The organism is Azospirillum sp. TSH100, assembly GCF_004923295.1.
GTDB lineage: Bacteria > Pseudomonadota > Alphaproteobacteria > Azospirillales > Azospirillaceae > Azospirillum.
Window position 1 is genome coordinate 1,043,556 of the sequence record NZ_CP039635.1, and the last position, 20,355, is coordinate 1,063,910.

General features: G+C 69.6%; 15 protein-coding genes. 12 read left to right on the plus strand and 3 right to left on the minus strand.

Features of this window, described 5'->3' with window-relative positions:
• Nucleotides 1-44: 44 nt before the first annotated feature.
• From E6C72_RS17315 to E6C72_RS17375, 12 genes are all read left to right on the plus strand, one after another.
• The gene (locus E6C72_RS17315) at nucleotides 45-941 is read left to right on the plus strand and encodes an endo alpha-1,4 polygalactosaminidase (RefSeq protein WP_109865383.1); all 897 of its coding nucleotides are present in this window, start codon (nucleotides 45-47) and stop codon (nucleotides 939-941) included.
• Nucleotides 938-3,211, plus strand: a complete 2,274-nt coding sequence (locus tag E6C72_RS17320) for a hypothetical protein (protein WP_109865382.1) — start codon at nucleotides 938-940, stop codon at nucleotides 3,209-3,211. The genes E6C72_RS17315 and E6C72_RS17320 overlap by 4 nt, the downstream gene beginning before the upstream one ends.
• 7 nt (nucleotides 3,212-3,218) lie before the next feature.
• Complete coding sequence (locus E6C72_RS17325) at nucleotides 3,219-6,224, plus strand: tetratricopeptide repeat protein (protein ID WP_109865381.1); 3,006 nt, start codon at nucleotides 3,219-3,221, stop codon at nucleotides 6,222-6,224.
• A 97-nt stretch (nucleotides 6,225-6,321) separates the two neighbouring features.
• Nucleotides 6,322-7,929, plus strand: coding sequence for a hypothetical protein (locus tag E6C72_RS17330; RefSeq protein ID WP_247876155.1), 1,608 nt, complete (start codon nucleotides 6,322-6,324; stop codon nucleotides 7,927-7,929).
• A 41-nt stretch (nucleotides 7,930-7,970) separates the two neighbouring features.
• Nucleotides 7,971-8,684, plus strand: a complete 714-nt coding sequence (locus tag E6C72_RS17335; RefSeq protein ID WP_199229013.1) for a hypothetical protein — start codon at nucleotides 7,971-7,973, stop codon at nucleotides 8,682-8,684.
• Nucleotides 8,681-10,099 (plus strand): GAF domain-containing protein, encoded by a 1,419-nt coding sequence (locus E6C72_RS17340; RefSeq protein WP_247876154.1) that lies wholly within the window; start codon nucleotides 8,681-8,683, stop codon nucleotides 10,097-10,099. Before E6C72_RS17335 ends, E6C72_RS17340 begins: the two co-directional genes overlap by 4 nt.
• Nucleotides 10,096-11,220: a hypothetical protein gene (locus tag E6C72_RS17345; protein ID WP_109865380.1), complete on the plus strand. Its 1,125-nt coding sequence runs from the start codon at nucleotides 10,096-10,098 to the stop codon at nucleotides 11,218-11,220. Before E6C72_RS17340 ends, E6C72_RS17345 begins: the two co-directional genes overlap by 4 nt.
• Nucleotides 11,217-12,770, plus strand: coding sequence for a GT4 family glycosyltransferase PelF (pelF, locus tag E6C72_RS17350; protein ID WP_109865379.1), 1,554 nt, complete (start codon nucleotides 11,217-11,219; stop codon nucleotides 12,768-12,770). The genes E6C72_RS17345 and pelF overlap by 4 nt, the downstream gene beginning before the upstream one ends.
• 1 nt (nucleotide 12,771) lies before the next feature.
• Nucleotides 12,772-14,151: an exopolysaccharide Pel transporter PelG gene (pelG, locus tag E6C72_RS17355; protein ID WP_109865378.1), complete on the plus strand. Its 1,380-nt coding sequence runs from the start codon at nucleotides 12,772-12,774 to the stop codon at nucleotides 14,149-14,151.
• Nucleotides 14,148-14,609 (plus strand): hypothetical protein, encoded by a 462-nt coding sequence (locus tag E6C72_RS17360; protein ID WP_109865377.1) that lies wholly within the window; start codon nucleotides 14,148-14,150, stop codon nucleotides 14,607-14,609. The genes pelG and E6C72_RS17360 overlap by 4 nt, the downstream gene beginning before the upstream one ends.
• A 377-nt stretch (nucleotides 14,610-14,986) precedes the next feature.
• Complete coding sequence (locus tag E6C72_RS17370; RefSeq protein ID WP_109442705.1) at nucleotides 14,987-16,369, plus strand: YcjX family protein; 1,383 nt, start codon at nucleotides 14,987-14,989, stop codon at nucleotides 16,367-16,369.
• A complete protein-coding gene (locus E6C72_RS17375) occupies nucleotides 16,366-17,382 on the plus strand; it encodes a TIGR01620 family protein (RefSeq protein WP_109442706.1) in 1,017 nt (338 codons plus the stop codon). The genes E6C72_RS17370 and E6C72_RS17375 overlap by 4 nt, the downstream gene beginning before the upstream one ends.
• Before the next feature lie 7 nt (nucleotides 17,383-17,389).
• On the opposite strand, the gene E6C72_RS17380 is transcribed toward E6C72_RS17375, so the two are convergent.
• From E6C72_RS17380 to E6C72_RS17390, 3 genes are all read right to left on the minus strand, one after another.
• A complete protein-coding gene (locus tag E6C72_RS17380; RefSeq protein ID WP_109442707.1) occupies nucleotides 17,390-17,920 on the minus strand; it encodes an arsenate reductase ArsC in 531 nt (176 codons plus the stop codon).
• A gap of 129 nt (nucleotides 17,921-18,049) precedes the next feature.
• Complete coding sequence (locus E6C72_RS17385; RefSeq protein ID WP_109442716.1) at nucleotides 18,050-18,748, minus strand: pirin family protein; 699 nt, start codon at nucleotides 18,746-18,748, stop codon at nucleotides 18,050-18,052.
• Between the two features lie 119 nt (nucleotides 18,749-18,867).
• Nucleotides 18,868-20,316 (minus strand): ATP-binding protein, encoded by a 1,449-nt coding sequence (locus E6C72_RS17390; RefSeq protein WP_109442708.1) that lies wholly within the window; start codon nucleotides 20,314-20,316, stop codon nucleotides 18,868-18,870.
• Between the last annotated feature and the right edge of the window lie 39 nt (nucleotides 20,317-20,355).

Below are 20,355 nucleotides of genomic sequence, written 5' to 3' on the forward strand. Positions count from 1 at the left end.
AGAAATTCGATAAAAGTTCGTCTGGACAATAGGGCAGGGGTGGCGTGATCGGTGGTTTGATCAGGCGGCGGGCGGTCTTCGGCGGGCTTTTGTCGGGTGCGGCGCTGCTGGCGCTGCCCAACAGAACTTCGCGGGCCGCGACCTCCGCTCAAGCTTCCGGTCAATCCGCTGCGGCTCCCTGGGCGGTCTATTATGCCGACGCCGCACCTCTGACCGCCTTCCAGCCTTATCGCCTGCTGGTCCTCGACAGCCGCACCCACCCGCCGCTGCAACCGCTGGCCGACCGCGGCAAGACCCTGCTCGGCTATCTCAGCGTGGGGGAGGTCGAGACGCACCGCCCCTGGTTCGACCGAGTGAAGAGCTGGGGCATTCTGGATCAGGAAAACCCCAACTGGCCCGGCAGCTTCTATGTCGATGTGCGCGACCGCCGCTGGGTCAAGCTGGTGGTGGAGGAGCTGGTCCCCGCCATCCTGCGCGAGGGGTTCCACGGCCTCTTTCTCGACACGCTGGACAATCCGCCGCATCTGGAGCGCACCGACGCCAAGCGCTGGCATGGCATGACCGACGCGGCGGCGGCGCTGGTGCGGGCCATACGCCGCAACTGGCCGGACATCGGCCTGATGCAGAACCGCGCCTATGAGATCCTGCCGCAGACCGCCCCGCTGCTGAGCCACGCGCTGGGCGAGAGCGTCTATGCCGGCTGGGATTTCGCCGCCAAGCGTCCGCACCGTCAGAGTGCGGAGGATTACCGGTTCCAGGTCGACGCCCTGAAGGCCGCCGGGGCGCTGAACCCGACGCTTGCGCTTCACACGCTGGATTACTGGGATCCGGCCGACGCGGCGGGGATCCGGGCGATCTACGACCTGCAACGGGCCAACGGCTTTTCCCCCTATGTCGCGACGGTCGAACTCGACCGCCTGATCCCGGAGCCGCCGCGATGAGGGGCCTGTTCAAAGCGGCGGCCCTCGCCTTTGCCATGCTCCTGTCCGGCATGGCCGTGTCGGCCCACGCCGCCGGCTCGCCGCCCGCGACGGCCCAGCAGACCGTGCCGCGCACCATTCTGGCGCTGGTCGACCTGCGCGAGGAACGCACGATCCGCCTCAGCCGCATCCACACGATGGCGGAGATGCCGCTGAACCATCTCGGCCTGTCGGTGGTCTATTGGAACGTCGCCGACGGGCTGCCCGACCTGTCGCGCTACCCCGACCTGCGCGGCGTCGTCACCTGGTTCGCCGGCGAACCCTTCGCCGATGTCGGCGCCTATGTCGGCTGGGTGGCCCGCGCCATCGACCGTGGCGTCCGCTTTGCCGTGCTGGGCCAGCCCGGAGTACGGCTGGAGCATGGCGGCAAGCCGGTGCCGCTCGCCGTCTCCAACCGCTTCTTCGCCCGCTTCGGACTGCGCGACGACGACGGCTATTCCGACCTGACCTACAAATCCAAGCCGGCGCTGGCCGACGGCATGATCGGCTTTGAACGGCCGCTGTCGGGGGTGTTGCCCGGCTATCCGCTGTTCCGCAAGACCGACGAGCGCTTCGCCTCCCATCTGGTGATGCGGCGCGGCGGCGATCCGGCCAGCGACAGCCATCTGGTGGTCACCGGCCCGTCCGGCGGTCTGGTGACGGAGGGGTATGGCCGTTATTTCGACCCCGAATACAACCGGCGCCAATGGATCATCGATCCCTTCGCCTTCTTCCGCGACAGCTTCGCCACCGACGATCTGCCGAAGCCCGACGTCACCACCCTGTCGGGCCGCCGGCTCTATTTCAGCCACATCGACGGCGACGGCTGGCGCAACGTGACGGAGGTGGCGCCCTATGCCGCCCGCCGCGTCCTGTCCGCCGACATGGTGCGGATTGCCGCCATCGAACCCTTCCCCGACCTGCCGGTGTCGGTCGCTCCGATCGTCGGCGACCTCGATCCGACCTGGAAGGGCACGCCGGAGTCGCTGGCGGCGGCCAAGGCGCTGTTCGCCCTGCCGCAGGTCGAACCGTCCAGCCACACCTGGACGCATCCCTTCCAATGGGCCTTCTTCAAGGACTACAGCCGGCAGAACGAAACCCCTTTTCTCGACCGCGAGGGCAAACGCAAGTCCGGCAGGGGTCCCGGCAATGGTGACGACCACGCGGCGGAGGAGGCCGGCGAGGTGTCGGACATCGGCCGCTACGCCGTGCCGCGCGCCTATCTGCAACAGCCCTTCGACCTCGATCAGGAAATCGGCGGCGCGCTCGATTATTTCACCCGGCTGGCCCCGGCCGGCAAGCGGGCGGTGCTGGTGCAATGGTCGGGCGACACCTCGCCCTTCGAGGCGGCGCTGGCTGCGGTGCGCAAGGCGGGCGGGGTCAACATCAACGGCGGCGACGCCCGCTTCGATGCCGATTTCCCCTCCGTCACCGGCCTGCCGCCCATCGGTCTTCCGGTGGGGGCGGAACGCCAGATCTACGCCGCCGGCAGCAATGAGAACACCTATACGGAACTGTGGACCAGCCGCTTCTACGGCTACCGCAATCTGGTCAACACCATGCGGCATGCCGGCAGCCCGCTGCGGCTGAAGCCCTTCAACGTCTATTACCACATGTACAGCGGCCAGAAGGCGGCCAGCCTGAACGCGCTGGTCTTGGTCCTGACCGCCGCTCATGCGCAGGAGTTGGCGCCCGTCGCCGCCTCCACCTATGCCCGCATCGCCGAAGGCTTCTACAGCATCCGTTTCGAGGCGCTGGACGGCGCCCGGCGCTGGCGCGTGCGCGACCGCGGGGCGCTGAACACGCTGCGCTTCGACCATGCCAGCGCCGATGCCGTCGATTTCGTCCGTTCCAGCGGTGTGCTGGGCCAGCGCCACAGCCAGGGCAGTCTCTATGTGGCGCTCGACCCCGCGGTGGCGGAGCCGGTGGTGGCGTTGGCGGAACCCGGCCGCGCCGACCGCGACCCGCCCGCAGCACGGCCCTATCTGGTCGAGGGCCGCTGGGCCTTCTCCGCCCTTACGCCGGAGAGCCAGGGATTTCACGTCGCCGCCACCGGCTATGGCGGGGGCAGCATGGTCTGGCAGGTGCCGCGTCCCGGCCGCTGGACCGTCACGGCGGAGCGTGACGGCACCCGGCTATGGACCGGCAGCGCAGATGCGGACCCCGGCGGCCGGCTGGCGCTGAGCGTGCCGGTGTCGGCCATCGCACCGCTGCTGCTGCGCTTCCGCCCGGCCGACGGTGCGGCGGGGTAGGGCGGCGATGCGCGCGAACATCCTCGTCGTCCTGCTGATCCTGCTCGCCGGCATCGGCGCCAGCCTGCTGCTGATTCCGCACGGCGCCGAGCTTGCCCTGCAGAAATTCCGCGACCGCGATTATGACAGCGCCCGCGCCGCCTACGAGCAGCGCTATGCCGCCGGCGACCGCAGCGGCGCCACGGTGATGCCGCTCACCCGTCTGACATTGGCCCAGGGCGACGTCGACCGCGCCATCGCGCTGACCGAGGCGTTCCTGGCCGCCGAGCCGTCCTCCGTCGAAGCGCGCGAACTGCTCGACCGCCTCTATCAGGATGCCCAGCGGCCGGGCGACCGGCTGGAGAACCTGAAGGCGCTGGCGGAGATGCGCAACAGCGCCGACCTGTTCCGCGAACTGGCCTATGCCGCCGGCTTCCGCAACCGGATGGCGCTGAAGGCGGAGGCACTGGTCCGCTATTGCACCCTGCGGCCGGAGGATGTCGAGGCCCAGCAGGAACTGGCTGCCCTGCTGGCGTCGCGCGGCGACCATGCCGGCGCGGTGGACTGGCTGCTGCGCGCCGACGACCGCGCCAGGGGCAACATCGAACCCGACAGCCGCGAACTGCTGATGAGCCTGCTGATCGACCTCGTCCGCGAGGACGAGGCCTATGAGCGCGCCCGCCGCTGGCTGGGCGAGCGGCCGACTGTCGCCGACATGATCGGTCTGGCGAGCCAGCTTGCCGCGGCAGCCCGTCCCGATCTCGGGCTGCGGCTGATCGAGCCACAGGTGACAGGACCACAGGTGACCGGCCGCGCGCATGATCTGGCGCTGGAGCTGACCTACATCGACCTGTTGATCGCCACCGACCGGCGGGAGCAGGCGCGGACCCGCTTGTCGGCGCTGAGCGGACCGGTGGAGGACGTGCAGTTCGGCCGGCTGCTGGCGCTTGAGGTGAATGCCGGCATGCTGCGCGCGGCGCTGGAGGCGACCAAAGGGCGCGATCTGCATCTGGTGCCCGACTGGGTGCTGGCCGGGCTGGCGGAGACCGCCCTGCGCGAGGGTGATCGGAACTTTCCCGACCGGCTCTACCGCGAGCTGGGTGACGAGTTCCTCGACGATTACCCGCTGCTGGCCGCCAACATCGCGCTCGGCCGTGGCGACCCGGCGGCGGCGGCGCAGTGGGCGGAGCGCGGGTTGGCCGGCGATGGGCTGGCGACGGGCGACCGGCTGGGCGCCATCCGCATCCTCGACCGCGCCGGCCGCCACGCCGCCGCCTCCGCCGCCTTCGACCGGCTGCCGCTGACGGGCAATGTCCCGGAGGAGTCGCTGGAGGAGCTTGCCGCCCTGTTCATCGACCTCGACCGTGCGTCCGCCGGCCTCGCCTGGTTCACCGCGCGGCGGCAGGCGATGCCGTCTGCGGCGGCCGGTCAGGGCTGGGCACGGCTGGCCGCCAAGGCCGGTGATCCCGCCGCCGTCGCCGACTGGCTGGCCGGTCAGCCCAAGCTGCCGCTCGCCCTGTTGCAGGACATTGCCGGCAGTGCCGCCGAACGCGCCGCCTCCGGTTCCGATGCCAATCGTCCCGCCGCGGCATTGGCGCTGGCCGCCGCGCAGCGTGCCTTCGCGCTCGATCCTTCGCCGCGCAGCCGTCTGGCGCTCGCCACCGCCTTGACCGCCACCGGCCGGCCAGCCGACGCGCTGCCCTTGCTGGCCCCCCTGCTGGATGCCGGTGGCGCGGAGGTGGAGGCCGCCTATATCGCAGCACTGGACGGCGCCGGCCGGTCGGAGGAGCTGGCCCGCCACCTGACCGCCAAGCTGGCGCGCGACAACCTGTCCGATGCCGACCAGCAGGCGATCGTCACCATGCTGCTGGACCACAAGGCCTACCGTGCGGCACTTCCTCTGCTGCGCGGCTGGGCGGAACGGCAGGGCGGGGACTGGCTGAGTGTCTATGCCGACGCGGCGGCCAAGGCGAACGCGCTGCCCGATCTCGCCGACCTGCTGCAAAGCCGCGCCGCCGCCGCGCCGCTGGCCGAGTCCGAGGATTCCCTTTACCGCGACACGCTGACCAGGCTGGGCCGCAAGGCCGATCTGCGCCGCTACCTGCTGGCCCGCGCCACCGACGACCGGCTGCCGGCCGACCGGCGGCGGGAGCCGGCATCGTCCCTGCTGGCGCTCGGCGACAAGGCGGGGGCCGAGCAGGCGCTGCAAAGGCTGGCGGCGGGGCAGGGGCCGCAGAGCGAGGATTTCAAGCAGCTCGCCTATCTCTGGGGACCGCGCCCGCCGGCCGCCGGCCTGGACTGGATCGAGGCGCGGGCCAAGGCGGCGACCAGCCCGGCCGAGCAGGCGGCATGGTACGAGCGCCTTGCCGACTATGGCGGTGGCCGCCGGGTCATCGCCGGGCTTGGCGGACAGGGTGCCACTCCGGGCCAGCCTGCGCTCAAGACCCCCTACATCGAGGCGTTGGCCGCCGCCGGCAAGGGCAAGGAGCTGGCCGACGCCGTGCGCGCCGCCTTGGCCGAGGAAAACTCGCCGGACCGCTTGCGCCGCTACGCCCGCCTTGCCGAGCAGACCGGCCAGCGGGCCGCCGCAGCCCAGGCCTGGACCGTTCTGCTGGCGCGCAAGCCGGACGATGCCGACGCGCTGCGCCAACTCGGCATGCTTGCCTATGACGAGAACCGCCTCGCCGATGCCGAGCGCCTGCTGCGCCGCTATGTCGCCTCCGGTCCCGACGATTACGAGGCGCATTATTTCCTGGGCGAGGCGCTGACCGCGCTGAAGCGCCCCGCCGCCGCGGTTCCCTTCTACCGCACCTCCCTGACTCAGCTGCGCGCCCGCGCCGGCCGCGGCGACGCGGCGATCCAGACGGAGGCGAACCTGTTGAACCGGCTGGGCAAGGTCGACGACGCCGTGGCGCTGTTCGAGGGCTTGCGCAAGCGCCGCCCGGCCGACCGCCAGCTGAGGGCCGACTATGCATCGATGCTGATCGAAAACGGACGACTGCCGGAGGCCCGCCGTGTCCTGGCCCTTCCGTGATCGCTTTCCACGTCTCGCGCTTTACACCCCCTCTCCCCCCCGGGGAGACGGTCGGGGTGAGGGGGAGGCATCGCGTGACTTCCCGAGAATCCTCGCCGTGCGACCCCCTCACCCTAACCCTCTCCCCGGGGAGGAGAGGGGATTTCTGCCGGTCCTGATAACCCTCGCCCTCCTCGTCGCCACGCCGGCTCACGCCCAGCCGGTGCGCCTGGAGGCGGTGCGCGAGGACCGCACCGCCCGCTTCGCCCTGCATTGGCCCGGCAGTGTCGCCACCGAAACCCAGCGCGACGGCCGCGAACTCGTCCTCCGCTTCAGCCGTCCGCTTGGGGGCGTCCCGCTCGACCGCGTGCCGGAGCGGCTGGAGTCCTGGGTCGACAACATCCTGTACGGCTACGACAGCGTCGTGCTGGTGCTTGGCCCCGGCGTCGAGGCTACGGTCGCCACCGACCCCGCCGGCCTCAGCGTCGCCTTCACCCGCTCCCCCACCGCCGCTCCCAGCCGCGAGGCGCAGGCCGCCGACCGGGCGGCTCAACGGCGCCTCGACTATTTCCGTGCCCTTGCACTGGTGGAGGGTGGCGACCTTCGGCCGGCGCGCGCCCTGTTGCGCGCCCTGCTGGCGCAGGGCCAGAAGGACGCCCAGTCCACCGCCCTGCTGGCCCAGGCGGAGGAGCGGCTCGGCCGCTGGCGCGACGCGATCATGGCCTATGACACGGCGCTGGAGCTGACGCCCGACGAACCCTCGCTGGTCCAGGGCAAGGCGCTGCTTCTGCACGAGAATGCCGACCGCAGCCGCCTCGACCTCGACTGGCAGAAGGTGCGCAACGCCGACATGCAGCGCATCGCCCGCTTCAGCGGTGTGCAGGAGTTCGGCCGTTCCACCGCCCTCACCTGGAGCATCGAGCGCCGCGAGGTCGATGTCGACGGCGCCCGTCGCGGCGACGGCCGGCTGGAACCCTTCCACGGCGCCCGCTCCCGGCTGGAGGCGGCGCTGGTTCATGACTGGCCGGAGTTGGAGCGCTCGACCCTGGCGCTCTACGCCGCCCCGCAGACCCTTGGCGCCGGCTACAGCCATTTCTGGCGCGGCGACCAATCCGAGACCCGCGCCGGCTTCGCCTGGAGCGAACCGAGCTTCGCCTTTCTGGAGGGCATCGTCGATGGCGGACGGCGCGACCGCCTGTTCGTCCAGCACGAGGACCGGCTGTCCGACCGCTGGTCGCTGTCGCTCGGCGCCGGCTACAACCGCTATGGGTTGGCCGGCACCGCCGATCTGGCGCGCAGCGCCACGCTGGAGGGATCGCTGCGTTACACGCTGAACCAACCGGGCCCGCTGACCAGCGTCGCCTATGTGCTGGACGCCGAATATGTCGCCCATCGCGAGGAAAGGCGCAGCGGTGACCGGCAGGACGCCGACGGAAACATGATAGAGGGCCAGCCCTACGTCCCGTTGCCGGCGGCGACGCGCGAGGTCCATGCGCTGCAGCTGAACGTCGAGGATTACCTGACCGACTATGTCCGTTACGCCGCGCAGATCGGCTACGCCTATGACCGGCGGGGCCGCAGCGGGCCGCAGGGGGCGCTGTCGCTGGGATGGGAGCCGACGGACAATCTGGAATTGGGATTCCGCGCCAGCCATGCCCGCTCCACCGCGCGCGGCACCGCCAGCGCGGTGAACAGCGCCGGGGTCACGCTGGTCTGGCGTTATTGACGGTGTGTCAACTCTTCATGGTTAAAAAAGGTGGACGAGAGATGCGGCAGACGGGTGCGGGGATGATGGGCAAGGGCGCACGGAGCTATGCGGCGCTGCTGGCGGCGGGTCTGCTGCTCGCGGGGTGCAGCTTCGGCCGGATCAACAGCCGCGATTTCGCCCAGCCGGGCGCGGTGCTGCCGATCGGCACGACCGTGGCCGTCCTGCCCTTCGAGAATCTGACCAACCACCCGAACGCCGGCCAGATCGCCGCCGACCTCGTCTCCACCGAACTCTACGGCGTCGAGGGCCTTCGCACCGTGGAAGCCAGCCGCGTCCGCAGCCGCCTCTCCGCCGCCAAGCCCGTGGGCGATGCCGCCTCAGCCACCGCCACCGCCACCGACGGTCAGTCCGACGCCGCTCCGCTGGACGCGCAGGCCGCCGGCCGGGCGCTGGGGGTGGATGCCGTGCTGGCCGGCAGCGTGTCGGAATACGGTTACCAGCATGGCCTGCGCGAGGAGCCGGTGGTCGGTCTGAACGCCCGGCTGGTCCGCACCTCCGACGGCGCGGTGCTGTGGACCTCCAGCCAGTCGGAGGCCGGCCGCGGCTATTTCAGCCGCGACAGCGTCAACAACGTCGCCCAGCGCGTGGTGACCCGCATGATCGACAGCCTGCGCCCGGTCGTCGCGACTCCTGCCGTCCAATCCTCTCCGTGGGCCTCTCCGGGTGCCGCAACCCCGGAATCCGACTTCCCGAACGATTTGCACCGCGAATGAGCACGCTCGAGTCCAGCCCTGCTCCGGCTCCCGCTCCGGCCCCCGTTCCGGCATCGCCCCGCCGCTGGTTCGGTCTGCGGCCGGTCGCCCTGCTGGAACTGATGCTGTTCTTCGGCGTCGCGCTGGGTCTTGATGCCTGGATTGGATCCGGATTGCGCTTCGAGGGGGTGCAGCCGCATCCCTTCTGGATCCCGGTCCTGCTGCTGGCGATCCAGTACGGCACCAACGAGGGCGTGCTGGCCGCACTGGTGGCCTCGGCGGCCCTGCGGCTCGGCAACATGCCCGATGCCGGGATCGACCAAGACCTCTACGACCATCTCTTCACCCTGACGCGCGAGCCGATCCTGTGGCTGGTCGCCGCCGTGCTGTTCGGCGAGCTGCGGATGCGCCAGCTGCGCGAGCGCGAGGAGCTGCGTGCCGGTCTCGCCACCGCCCGGCAGGAGGCGGAGGCGATCGCCCGGTCCTACCGCGCCCTGAAATCGGTGAAGGAAAGCCTGGAAACCCGCGTCGCCGGCCAGCTGCGCACCGTCTTCACCCTCTATCAGGCCGCCAAGTCCATCGACCATCTCGACGAGGGCGAGGTGATGCTGGGCATCGCCGACCTCGTCCGCACCGTCATGAAGCCGGAGAAATTCTCGCTGTTCCTGCTGAACAACGACGTTCTCGAATCGGTGACCAACGAGGGGTGGGACGATGAGAACGACAGCTACGCCCGCTGGTTCGACAGCGGGACGCCGCTGTTCCAGACCGTCATCGCCCGCCAGCGCCAGCTTTGCGTCAACCGGGCCGACGACGAGCGCATCCTGGCCGGCGAAGGCGTGCTGGCCGGTCCGCTGATCAGCAGCGACACCGGCGAGGTCGTCGGCATGGTGAAGATCGAAAGCCTCGGCTTCACCGACCTCAGCGTCAACACGGTCGAGAATTTCCGCATCCTGTGCGAATGGATCGGCACCGCGCTGGCCAAGGCACGCCAATACCGCACCGCCAACGAGCAGCGCGTCTTCACCGACGAGGCGCTCTACTCCTCCAGCTATATCGGCCGGCAGGCGGAGTTCCTCGCCCTGCTCGGCCGCCGCATGGGGTTCGAGACCACCGCCATCACCATCCGCCCCACCGGCCTGTCGCGCCTGTCCGTCGCCCAGCGCGCCGATCTTGCCGCCGCCATCGGCGAGGCGGTGCGCGGCAGCCTGCGCGACACCGACCTCGCCTGCGATTTCGGCCATCAGGGCACGTCCTTCGGCGTGGTCCTGGCCGGCACGCCGCTGGAGGGCGCCAAGCAGGTGGAGGCGAAGCTGGAACGCGCGGTGCGCGAGGCGCTGCCCGCCGGCCTGTCCAACATCCCCATCGGCTTCGTCACCCGCCGCATCGACCCGCCCGAATCCGCCGCGCCGAGTGCCGGGGAGGGCATGGCATGACCGGTTCCGCTTCCGCCGCGCCCGAGGCCGATGGCGCGCTGGCGGGCGACCGCCCGGCCCCGGGCACGGCCGAACTGGCGGCGGTGACGCTTGCCGCCGGGCTGCTCGACGGCGGAGCGCTGGCGCTCGGTCTGTCGGACATGCCCCATGCCGTCTGGTCCGCCGCGGCGCTGCATCTGCTGTTCTGCGCCCTGGTCGGGCTGTGGCTGCGCAGCCGGGCGCGGCGCCGGCGCGACCTGCGGCTGGCCGGGCTGCTGCTGGTCACCCTGGGTCCGCTGGGTCCGCTGGGCGCCGTCTGCACGCTGGTGGCAACGGCGCTGCTGGCGGTGTTCAGCCGTTATGCCACCGGTTTCCAGGACTGGTATCTCTCTCTCTTCCCCGACAGCGAGACCGGCCCGGCGCAGGAACTGTACGAGCTGATCGTGACCGGCCGCGAGAACGCCCATCTGGTGGCCGGCGAATCCTTCACCGACGTGATGTCGGTCGGCTCGCCGCAGCAGAAGCAGGCGGTGATCGCCCTGGTCGCCCGTCATTTCCGCCCGGCCTTCACGCCGGCCCTGAAGGCCGGGCTGGCCGACGCCGACCCGTCCGTCCGCGTCCAGGCCGCCACCGCCACCGCGCGGGTGGAGCATGAGTTCAACGAGCGCTGGTTGGCGCTCGACCACACCGCCCGCAGTCATCCCGACGATGCGAATTCCCTCGCGGCGCTGGCCCGCCATCTCGACGACTATGCCTTCTGCGGCCTGCTGGACTCCAACCGCGAGGCCGAGATCCGCGACAAGGCGCTGGACGGCTACCGCCGCAGCCTGGACCTCGCCCCCGCGGACGACGGCATCCGCCACGATCTTGGCCGGCTGCTCCTGCGCTGCGGGCTGGCGGGCGAGGCGGCGGACCGGCTGGCGCCGATGATCGACCGTACGACCGACCGCCGCATCCTGTTCTGGTATGCCGAGAGCCTGTTCCGGCTGGGCCGCTTCGCCGATCTGCGCGCGTTGCCCTTTCGTCGGCCCGACCTGCTGGGCGATCAGGCGGACCTGCCCGACACGCTGAGCGACGTCTTCGCCCTGTGGCGCGACGATGCGGCCGATGCCGGCTATGCGACGACGGAGCTGGCCGCATGAGCCGATCTCTCCCTGAAGCTCCCCGGGCCCCGAAGGCCGACGTCTGCCTGCTGATGGAGGGATCCTATCCCTATGTCGCCGGCGGCGTGTCGACCTGGACCCACGACCTGATCCGTTCCCATGCCGACCTGACCTTCCACATCGTGGCCCTGGTCGCCGACCGCAGCGCCCGCAAGCTCGCCTACGACCTGCCGCCCAACGTGACCGGCCTGACCCATGTCCATCTCCAGGATCCCCCCGCCGGCTGGCGCTGGCAGCCCGGCACCGGCCGGCTGCTGCGGGATCTGGAGCGGCCGCTTGCCCGCTTGCAGCAGGGGGGAGGGCTGGCCGAGGTGGCCGAGGTTCTCCGGCTGCTGGCGCCGCGCCGCGGCCGGATCGGCAAGCGGGCGCTGCTGAATTCCGAGGACGCCTTCCGGATGGTGGTGCGCATGTGCAGGGCCGCCCTGCCGGACGCTTCCTTCCTTGAGTATTTCTGGGGCAGCCGCGCGTTGATGAGCGGTCTGTTCGCCACGCTGCTGGTGCCGATGCCGCAGGCCGCCGTCTACCATGCCATCTCCACCGGCTATGCCGGGCTGTTCGCCGCGCGGGCGCGGCTGGAGACCGGCCGGCCGGCCCTGCTGACCGAACACGGCATCTACACCAACGAACGGCGCATCGAGATCCTGATGGCCGAATGGCTGTTCGAGGGGGCCGACACCTCGCTGGCGCTCGACAAGAAGAAGCGCGACCTGCGCGATCTGTGGCTGGACACCTTCGCCAGCTATTCCAAGGCCTGTTACGACGCCTGCGACCGCATCATCACCCTGTATGGCGGAAACCAGGAGTTCCAGCGCCGCCAGGGCGCCGATCCGGCCAAGCTGATGATCGTGCCCAACGGCATCGACTATGCCGGCTATTCCCAGGTGCAGCGCGATTCCACGCCGCGCCCGCCGACCATCGCCCTGATCGGCCGCGTCGTGCCGATCAAGGACGTGAAGACCTATATCCGTGCCGCAGCCATCCTGCGCGAGGACATCCCCGACCTGAAGGCGATGATCCTGGGACCGCTGGAGGAGGATCCCGGCTATGTCGAGGAATGCCGCACCATCGTGAAGCATCTGGGGTTGGAGCAGACGGTGATCTTCGCCGGCCGGGTCAGGCTGACCGACTGGTTGGGAAAGGTCGATGCCATCGCGCTGACCAGCGTCAGCGAGGCGCAGCCGCTGGTGATCCTGGAGGCCGGGGCGTCCGGCGTGCCGACCGTGGCGACCGACGTCGGGTCCTGCTCCGAACTGCTGATGGGCCGCCCGGACGAGGTGCCGCCGCTGGGGCCGGGCGGGGCGGTGACGCCGCTGGCCAGCCCGCTCGACACCGCGCGGGAGCTGCGCGCCCTGCTGCTCGACCGTCCCTGGCGCGAGCGCTGTGCCCAGGCCATCGCCCGGCGCGTCGCCCAGTCCTACGACAAGGTCGCCATCGACCGCATCTATCGCGCCATCTATGACGAGCACATCGCCATGCCGACCCGGCCGACGCATGACCAGCAGGACTTCCAGCTGAGCGGGGCCGCCTGAGATGGCCGGCATCGGCTTCGCGCTCCGCCGGCTGGCCCGGCGCGACGACCTGCTGGGCGTGTTGCAGGGCTATGCCCATTCCGCCTTCATCACCTCCGGCCCCTGGATGTTCACCATCCTGGCGCTGGCCGGCATCACGCTGTTCGGCCGCGATCTGGTGGGGGTGGAGGAGCTGACGCTGTTCCGCGTCGTGGTGATCTACAATTTCTGCTTCTCGGTCGTCTTCACCGGACCGCTGGTGCTGGTCGCCACCCGCTATCTCGCCGACGCCATCTATGCCAAGGAGGTGGAGGCCGCACCCGGCATGCTGCTGGCGACGCTGGGTCTGGCCTATGCCATCGCGGCCTTGACCGCCGGCCCCTTCTATCCGCTGTTCAGCGGCCTGCCGATGCCGGTCATGCTGGGCGGGCTGGTGAACTTCTTCCTGGTCTGCGGCATCTGGGTGGTGTCGATCTTCCTGTCGGCGCTGAAGGACTATCTGGCCGTCACCGTCGCCTTCGGCGTCGGCATGGCCACCGGCATGGCCGGTGCCGTGCTGCTGGGCGACCGCTTCGGCGCGGCGGGGATGGTCTGGGGCTTCTCCGCCGGGCTGGCGGCGATCCAGTTCGGGCTGATCGCGCGGGTTCTGGCCGAATATCCCTATCCGGTGGGGCGGATGTTCGCCTTCCTCGGCTATTTCCGCAAATACGCCGATCTTGCGCTGATCGGCCTGTTCGCCAACGCCGCGGTGTGGACCGACAAGTGGATCATGTGGTTCGCGCCGGAACGCGAACTGGTCTCCGGCGCCATGGCGATCTACAGCGCCTATGACGGCGCCATGTTCATCGCCTATCTGACGACCCTGCCGGCCTTGACCCTGTTCACGGTGAACATCGAGACCCGCTTCTTCGAGCATTACCAGGGCTTCTATCGCGACATCCAGAAGCACGCGACCTACGACCAGATCGCCCGCAACCACAGCGCCATCATCGCCGCCCTGCTGGACAGCAGCCGCAACCTGATCATCCTGCAAGGGGCGGTCTGCGCCGTCTGCATCTTCCTGGCCCCGGCCATCGTCGGCGTCCTCGGCCTGCAATACCAGCAGATCGGCATGTTCCGCTTCGGCGTGCTCGGGGCCTTCTTCCAGGTGCTGTTCCTGTTCTGCACGGTGATCCTCGCCTATTTCGACCTGCGGGCGCGGAACCTGACGGCGCAGCTTGTCTATCTGGTAACCAACGGCGGCTTCACCCTGCTGTTCAGCGGCATGGGCTTCCCCTGGTACGGCTACGGTTATTTCCTCGCCTCGCTGCTGGCCTTTGCGGTCGCCTATCTGATGGTGGCGGACGCGGTGCGCCGGCTGCCCTATTTCGCCTTCGTCGCCAACAACCCGTCGGTGCGATGACCCGCCGCCTCGCCGCCCTGCTGCTGACCGTTGTTCTGCTTCCCGCTGCCGCCGGGGCGCAGGAGGTTCTGCGCACCGACCGCACCGAACCCGGCCATCTGCGTCCGCCCTTCCGCGCCTATGAACCGCCGCCGCCCGGCCACGAGCCGCGCTTGCGCCGCACCGAGAGCCGTGCCGTCTACAAGCTGCCGCAGGGGTTGAAGGGCTTCGCCACATTGGACCGCACCCTGTCGCACCTGTGCCAGCGCGGCGCCTTCCTGCAACAGATTGACGGCCTTTATTGGGCGGCGACGCCGGACTACCGCTATGGCGTCGCCTTCTCCGGCGGCGCCAATCTTGTCGATCCGCAGAACCGCCGCCAGCCCGGCAAAGCCTATTTCTTCCGCAACCAGGACAGCCGCTGCGAGGTCTGGATCGGCGATCAGGCGAAGCTGATGCCGCACTATATCGGGGGGTGAACCATCTCCCGCTCTTGATATCCCCTCTCCCCCCCGGGGAGAGGGTTAGGGTGAGGGAGACGCGCTACGAGGATTCTCGGTATAGCCACCCGGTGCATCCCCCTCACCCCGGCCCTCTCCCCGGGGGGAGAGGGGGACCTCCTGTTTTTCACCCCGCCGTTACCCGCTCCCCCTGTCCATGATACGAATGACCGCTGGTCCCCACCTGCAAAGGTCCCCGCCGATGCCGTCCGGATTGAACAGTGAACACAGCTCCGAAAACTGTTTCATGCTGTTCCAAACGTCGCATCCGGTTCCCCCTCGCATCCCTGCCTCTCGCATCCCGCTTGCCCGACCCCATATAGGGCCGGTCATCGGCCAGACGTGAACGACCGCCCGTGCGCATTCCCGACCTGAACAGCCTGTACGACGCCGGCAGCCGGCTTCTCCTGGAATCGACGGTCCGCGTCGGCGTCACCGGACTGCGACGGGCGGGCAAGACCGTCTTCGTCACCGCCCTCGTCGACAACCTGCTGAAGGCCGGGCGGCTGCCCTTCGTCGATGCCGTCTCGTCCGGCCGCTTCCAGGCGGCGCGGCTGCGGCCGCAGCCCGATCCCGACGTGCCGCGCTTCGATTTCGAAGGCCATCTCGCCGCCCTGACCGGACCCGATCCCCATTGGCCGGAGCCGACACGCGGCATCGGCCAGATGCGCGTCTCGCTGCGCTACCGTCCTGATTCGGCGCTGAAGCGCTCGGTGCAGCCGGTGGCGACGCTGAATCTCGACCTCGTCGATTATCCCGGTGAATGGCTGCTCGACCTGCCGCTGCTGCGCCAGAGCTTCGCGGAATGGAGCGCCCAGACCATCGAACTCGCCGCCCGCCCGCCGCGCGACGAACTGTCGGCCTCCTGGCGCGGCTGGCTCGCCACCATCGACCCGTCCGCTTCGGCGGAGGAGGAGACCACGCGGCGCGGGGCTGCGCTCTACACCGACTATCTCCATGCCTGCCGCCGTGCCGACACGCTGCTCAGCCTGATCCAGCCCGGCCGTTTCGTCGAGCCCGGCGACATGAAGGATGCGCCGCTGCTGACCTTCTGTCCCCTGCGCGGAGCCCCGCGGGGCAGGGGAAGCCTGTGGGCGCTGATGGAGGAGCGGTACGAGGCCTACAAGACCAACGTCGTCCGCCGCTTCTTCGCCGAACACTTCGCCCGGCTCGACCGCCAGATCGTGCTGATCGACGTGCTGGGCGCGCTGAACGCCGGCCCCGCCGGGATGGCCGACATGAAGCGGGCGCTGGAACTGAGCCTTGAACCCTTCCGTCATGGCGCGTCGGGCTGGTTCGACTGGCTGTTCGGCAGCAAGATCGACCGCGTGCTTTTCGCCGCGACCAAGGCCGACCACATCGCCGCCCACCAGCATGCCCAGCTGCGGGCACTGCTCGACCGGCTGGTCGGCGACGCCCGCAACGCCATCCGCTTTGAAGGCGCCCAGGTCGACACCATGGCCATCGCCGCGCTGAAATGCACCGAAAGCGTGGTGACGGAGCATGAGGGCCGCCAGCTGCGCTGCGTGCGCGGCGTCCCCGTCGGGCGCGACCGCCCGACCGTGCTGTTCCCCGGCGAGATTCCGGAGGATGCGGAGGCCTTCCCGCCCGGCCGCGACCGTCCCTACAATTTCCTCGCCTTCCGTCCGCCCGACGACCTCGGCCGGGACCCGCGCGGCCTGCCGCACATCCGCGTCGATAAGGCCCTGCAATTCCTGCTCGGGGATTACCTGACGTGACGGAGCACGACACCCGCAACGCCTCGAAGGGTTGGGTTCCGCCGATGGAGCTGGACCTCGACCGCGCAGCTCCGGTGCCGGTGGAGGAGGAAACCGCCCTGCTGACCGGCAGCGGCGATCCGGCCGATCTGCTGCCGGCCCCTGCCACGCCGGTGCGCACCACGCGCAGGCTCGGCCGCTGGCTGTTCGGGGCGTTGGCGGCACTGGTGCTGGTGGCGCTGGGCTTCGACACCGCCGACCTGCTGGCCCGCGCCTTCGCCACCAGCCTTGCGCTGGGCGTGCTGGTGGCATTGCTGGCCGCCACCGCCGGCATCGCGGCGATCGCGATGCTGGTGACCGAACTTCTGTCGCTGCGCCGCCTGCGCCGGATCGAGGAGCTGCGCGCCGAGGCCGGCCGGCTGGAGCTGGAGGCGCCCGGCGGCCGGGCCGACCGTTTCGCAGGCTCCCTGGTGGCGCTCTACGCCGACCGGCGGGAGCTGGCCCCGGCGCTGGCCCGCGTGCGCGACCATGTCACCGACGCCCATGACGAGCACGAGGTGGTCCGGCTGCTCGACCGCGAGGTGCTGAGCCCGCTCGACCGTGCCGCCTATCAGCGGGTCCTGCGCGCCTCGCGCGACACCGCCGTCGCCACCGCGCTGAGCCCGGCGGCTCTGCTGGATTTCGCCGTGGTCCTCTGGCGCAACCTGAAGCTTGTGCGGGAGATCGCCGCCCTCTATGGCGCCCGGCCCGGCTATGTCGGCTCGCTGCGGCTTTTGCGCCGGATGCTCGCCAACATCGCCGTCGCCGGTGTGGCGGAAAGCGCCCACCATGTCGCGGTGGAGGCGCTGGGCGGCTCGCTCGCCGCCGCCATTTCGACGCGGATGGGGCAGGGGGTGATCAACGGCCTGCTGACTGCGCGGGTCGGGCTGACCGCCATGCACCTGTGCCGCCCCATCGCCTTCGGCCCCGAAAACCGTCCCAGCCTCAACCGCATCAGGAAGGAGTTGCTGTCGTTGCCCAAACAGGTGCTGTGACGTGACCTCAGGCGTCGGCCATCATGTCCGCTTCGGAACCGCGAACAGTGCCGATGGCATGCAGCGAGCTTTGCAGGGTCAACCGGTCCAGCTGCTCCACCCGCAAGCTGGCGAAGATCTTGATGCGGCTTTCCAATTCCACATAGGCGCGGCGGAAGGCCATGCGGATGCGGTCCTCCGTCCCGGTGGCGGCGGATGGATCCTCGACTCCCCAATGGGCGACCAGTGGCGAACCGCTCCACACCGGGCACATCTCCCCCGCCGCCTGATCGCAGACGGTGAAGACGAAATCCAGCGCGGGTGCGTCGGGGCGGGAGAACTCGTCCCAGCTCTTGGAGCGCAGACCGTCGGTCGGCAGGTTGAAGGCCTTCAATGTCGCCAGAGTGTGCGGGTTGATCTGGCCGGCCGGATGGCTCCCGGCGGACCAGGCGTTGAAGCGGCCGGCGCCCCACCGGCGCATCAGGCATTCCGCCATGATGCTGCGCGCCGAATTGTGGGTGCAGAGAAACAGGACATTGTAGGTTTTCTGCTCGGTCATCGCCTACCCCAGGGTGCGGCCCGCCGGCAGGGCGTCGGCGGGAACGGGACGGCGGCACTCTGCCGCCTGCCCCGCTCCCGGTTCAAATCAAGCTTTTATGTCAAGCCTGACGCCTTACGCCCGACTGTATCAGGCGAGGTCGAAGACCAGCACTTCGGCATCGTCGGCGCGGTCCAGCGTCACCGCCTCCTCGTCCGTCAGCGCGGCGCCGTCGCCAGCCTTCAGCAGGGTGCCGTTCAGATGGACCCGGCCGCGGGCCACCTGGACCCAGGCATGGCGACCGGGGCGAAGCGGCAGCGTGGCGCTTTCCTCGCCGTCCAGCAGGGCGGCGTACAGATCGACGTCCTGATGGATGATGGTGCTGCCGTCCCGGCCATCACGCGAGCCGACCAGTTTCAGCGTGCCGCGCTTCTGTTCGGCCGGAAAATCCGCCTGCTGGTAGCCGGGCGCCAGATTGTTGGCTTCCGGCAGGATCCAAATCTGGAGGAAATGCACCGGCTCGGTGTCCGACGCATTGTACTCGCTGTGGCGGATGCCGCGGCCGGCGCTCATCACCTGGACCTCGCCGGGACGGATCACCGAACCGGTGCCGATGGAGTCCTTATGCTCCAGCGCGCCGTTCAGCACATAGGAGACGATCTCCATATTGGCGTGCCCATGGGTGGGGAAGCCGGCGCCGGGGATCACCCGGTCCTCGTTGATGACGCGCAGGGCGCGGAAGCCCATGTGGCCGGGGTCGAAGTAATGGCCGAACGAGAAGCTGTGGTTGCTGTTCAGCCAACCCATGTTGGCGACCCCACGCTCGTCGCGATGGCGAATGGTGATCATGATGGAACCCTCCATATCGTTGGGGTGTGTGCCGTTGTCTGGAGGGGAATTTGGCACCCAACGGCTTATGGAACAATCCAGGCCGTTCGCATCAGATAGTTTCTCCGGGAGGGACAATATCACCCGGTCAGCGGCACCCCCACGGCGAACACGGTTCCGCGCCCTTCCGCCGAGCGAACCGTCACCGGATGGCCCAGCAGCCGGGCGAGACGTTCGACGATGGCGAGGCCCAGCCCGATGCCCTCGCTACGGTCGCGGTCGGGGCGATCGAGCTGGACGAACTCCTCGAAGATGCGCTTGCGGTCGGGTTCGGCGATGCCGCGGCCGGTGTCGTAGACCTCGATCCACAGAGTATCGCCGCGGGTACGGCAGCCGACCAGGACGCCGCCGGTCTCGGTATAGCGGATGGCGTTGGCGATCAGGTTGCGGACGATGCGTTCCAGCAGGGCCGGGTCGCTGCGCACCACGGCTTCGGTCGGAATGGCGCGCAGCCGCAGCCCCTTCGCCTCCGCCTGCCCGGTGAATTCCGCCTCCAGCTGGTCGAGCAGCGGAGAGAGCGGCAGGTCCGCCGGCTTTGGCGTCACCACCCCCGATTCTAGCTTGGAGATGTCGAGGATGGCGTTCAACAGGTCGCGCATCGACCGCTGCGCCGCCTTCAGGTCGCTCAGCAGCGCAGTCGCCTTGACGCTCTGCGGCTGGCGCTCCAGCATGCCCGTGAACATTCCGATGGCCTGCAGCGGCTGTTGCAGGTCGTGGCTGGCATGGGCAAGGAAGCGGGACTTGGCGCGGTGGGCCTGCTCCGCTGCCGTTTTGGCGGCATGCAGTTCGGCCGTCCGTTCGCGCACCTGCTGTTCCAGCGTGGCGTTCGCCCGCTCGATGGCTTCCGCCATGCGCAGGATCTCGGTGAACTGGCGGCGTACCTGCCGGGTCATCGGCCGGAAGATCGCCAGCGCTTCTACCGCCAGGATCAGCAGGGTTGCCAGCAGCACCGCCAGCCCCAGCCGGTGCAGGGTCAGGAAACCTGCCTCTCCTTCCTCCTGATAGAGGGCGACCATCTCCTCCAGCCGATCCAGCAGCGGGCCGAACGCCTGGGCGGTGATGCGGTCGGCCTCGGCCGGGTCCGGCGCTTGTCCGGTCGATGCGGCGGCGATGACGCGGCGCAGGGCGGCGATGTGTTCGGTCACCACCGGGTCCAACGGATTGGGGCCGCTGTAGAAAAGGTCACGGGGAGGAGGGCCCAGTGCCGGGCCCTCCTCCGGCCCGGCTTGGCCGCTCAGGCGCCGGTGGGTGGCCTCGAACATGTCCGTTGCGTCATCCAGCCGTCGGGCAAGGTCGACGCGCGTTGCCGGATCGGTCGTGTTCTTCAGCTGCTCCACCAGCAGAGCCGTCCGCTGGGACAGCATGCGTTGCCGTCCGGAAACGTTGACGACCTCCAACATGCGTTCGTGCTGGCCGATCACCCGCTCGGTCATGATAAAGCCGGCCAGCGTGCCCAGCGCGATGAGCGTCAGCGCCAGGGCGTAGCGCACGGTCATCCAGCGGGCTGTCGTCGTGCCGATCGGTATCATACCCTCGCCCCTTGGCCGTGATCGCCCCAGTTCCCGACA

Excerpts from the sequence above, each read along its gene's own strand:
- E6C72_RS17320 (WP_109865382.1), top strand. The coding sequence starts at position 938 with ATGAGGGGCCTGTTCAAAGCGGCGGCCCTCGCCTTTGCCATGCTCCTG.
- E6C72_RS17325 (WP_109865381.1), top strand. The coding sequence starts at position 3,219 with ATGCGCGCGAACATCCTCGTCGTCCTGCTGATCCTGCTCGCCGGCATC.
- E6C72_RS17335 (WP_199229013.1), top strand. The coding sequence starts at position 7,971 with ATGCGGCAGACGGGTGCGGGGATGATGGGCAAGGGCGCACGGAGCTAT.
- E6C72_RS17340 (WP_247876154.1), top strand. The coding sequence starts at position 8,681 with ATGAGCACGCTCGAGTCCAGCCCTGCTCCGGCTCCCGCTCCGGCCCCC.
- E6C72_RS17345 (WP_109865380.1), top strand. The coding sequence starts at position 10,096 with ATGACCGGTTCCGCTTCCGCCGCGCCCGAGGCCGATGGCGCGCTGGCG.
- pelF (WP_109865379.1), top strand. The coding sequence starts at position 11,217 with ATGAGCCGATCTCTCCCTGAAGCTCCCCGGGCCCCGAAGGCCGACGTC.
- pelG (WP_109865378.1), top strand. The coding sequence starts at position 12,772 with ATGGCCGGCATCGGCTTCGCGCTCCGCCGGCTGGCCCGGCGCGACGAC.
- E6C72_RS17360 (WP_109865377.1), top strand. The coding sequence starts at position 14,148 with ATGACCCGCCGCCTCGCCGCCCTGCTGCTGACCGTTGTTCTGCTTCCC.
- E6C72_RS17380 (WP_109442707.1), bottom strand. The coding sequence starts at position 17,920 with ATGACCGAGCAGAAAACCTACAATGTCCTGTTTCTCTGCACCCACAAT.
- E6C72_RS17385 (WP_109442716.1), bottom strand. The coding sequence starts at position 18,748 with ATGATCACCATTCGCCATCGCGACGAGCGTGGGGTCGCCAACATGGGT.
- E6C72_RS17390 (WP_109442708.1), bottom strand. The coding sequence starts at position 20,316 with ATGATACCGATCGGCACGACGACAGCCCGCTGGATGACCGTGCGCTAC.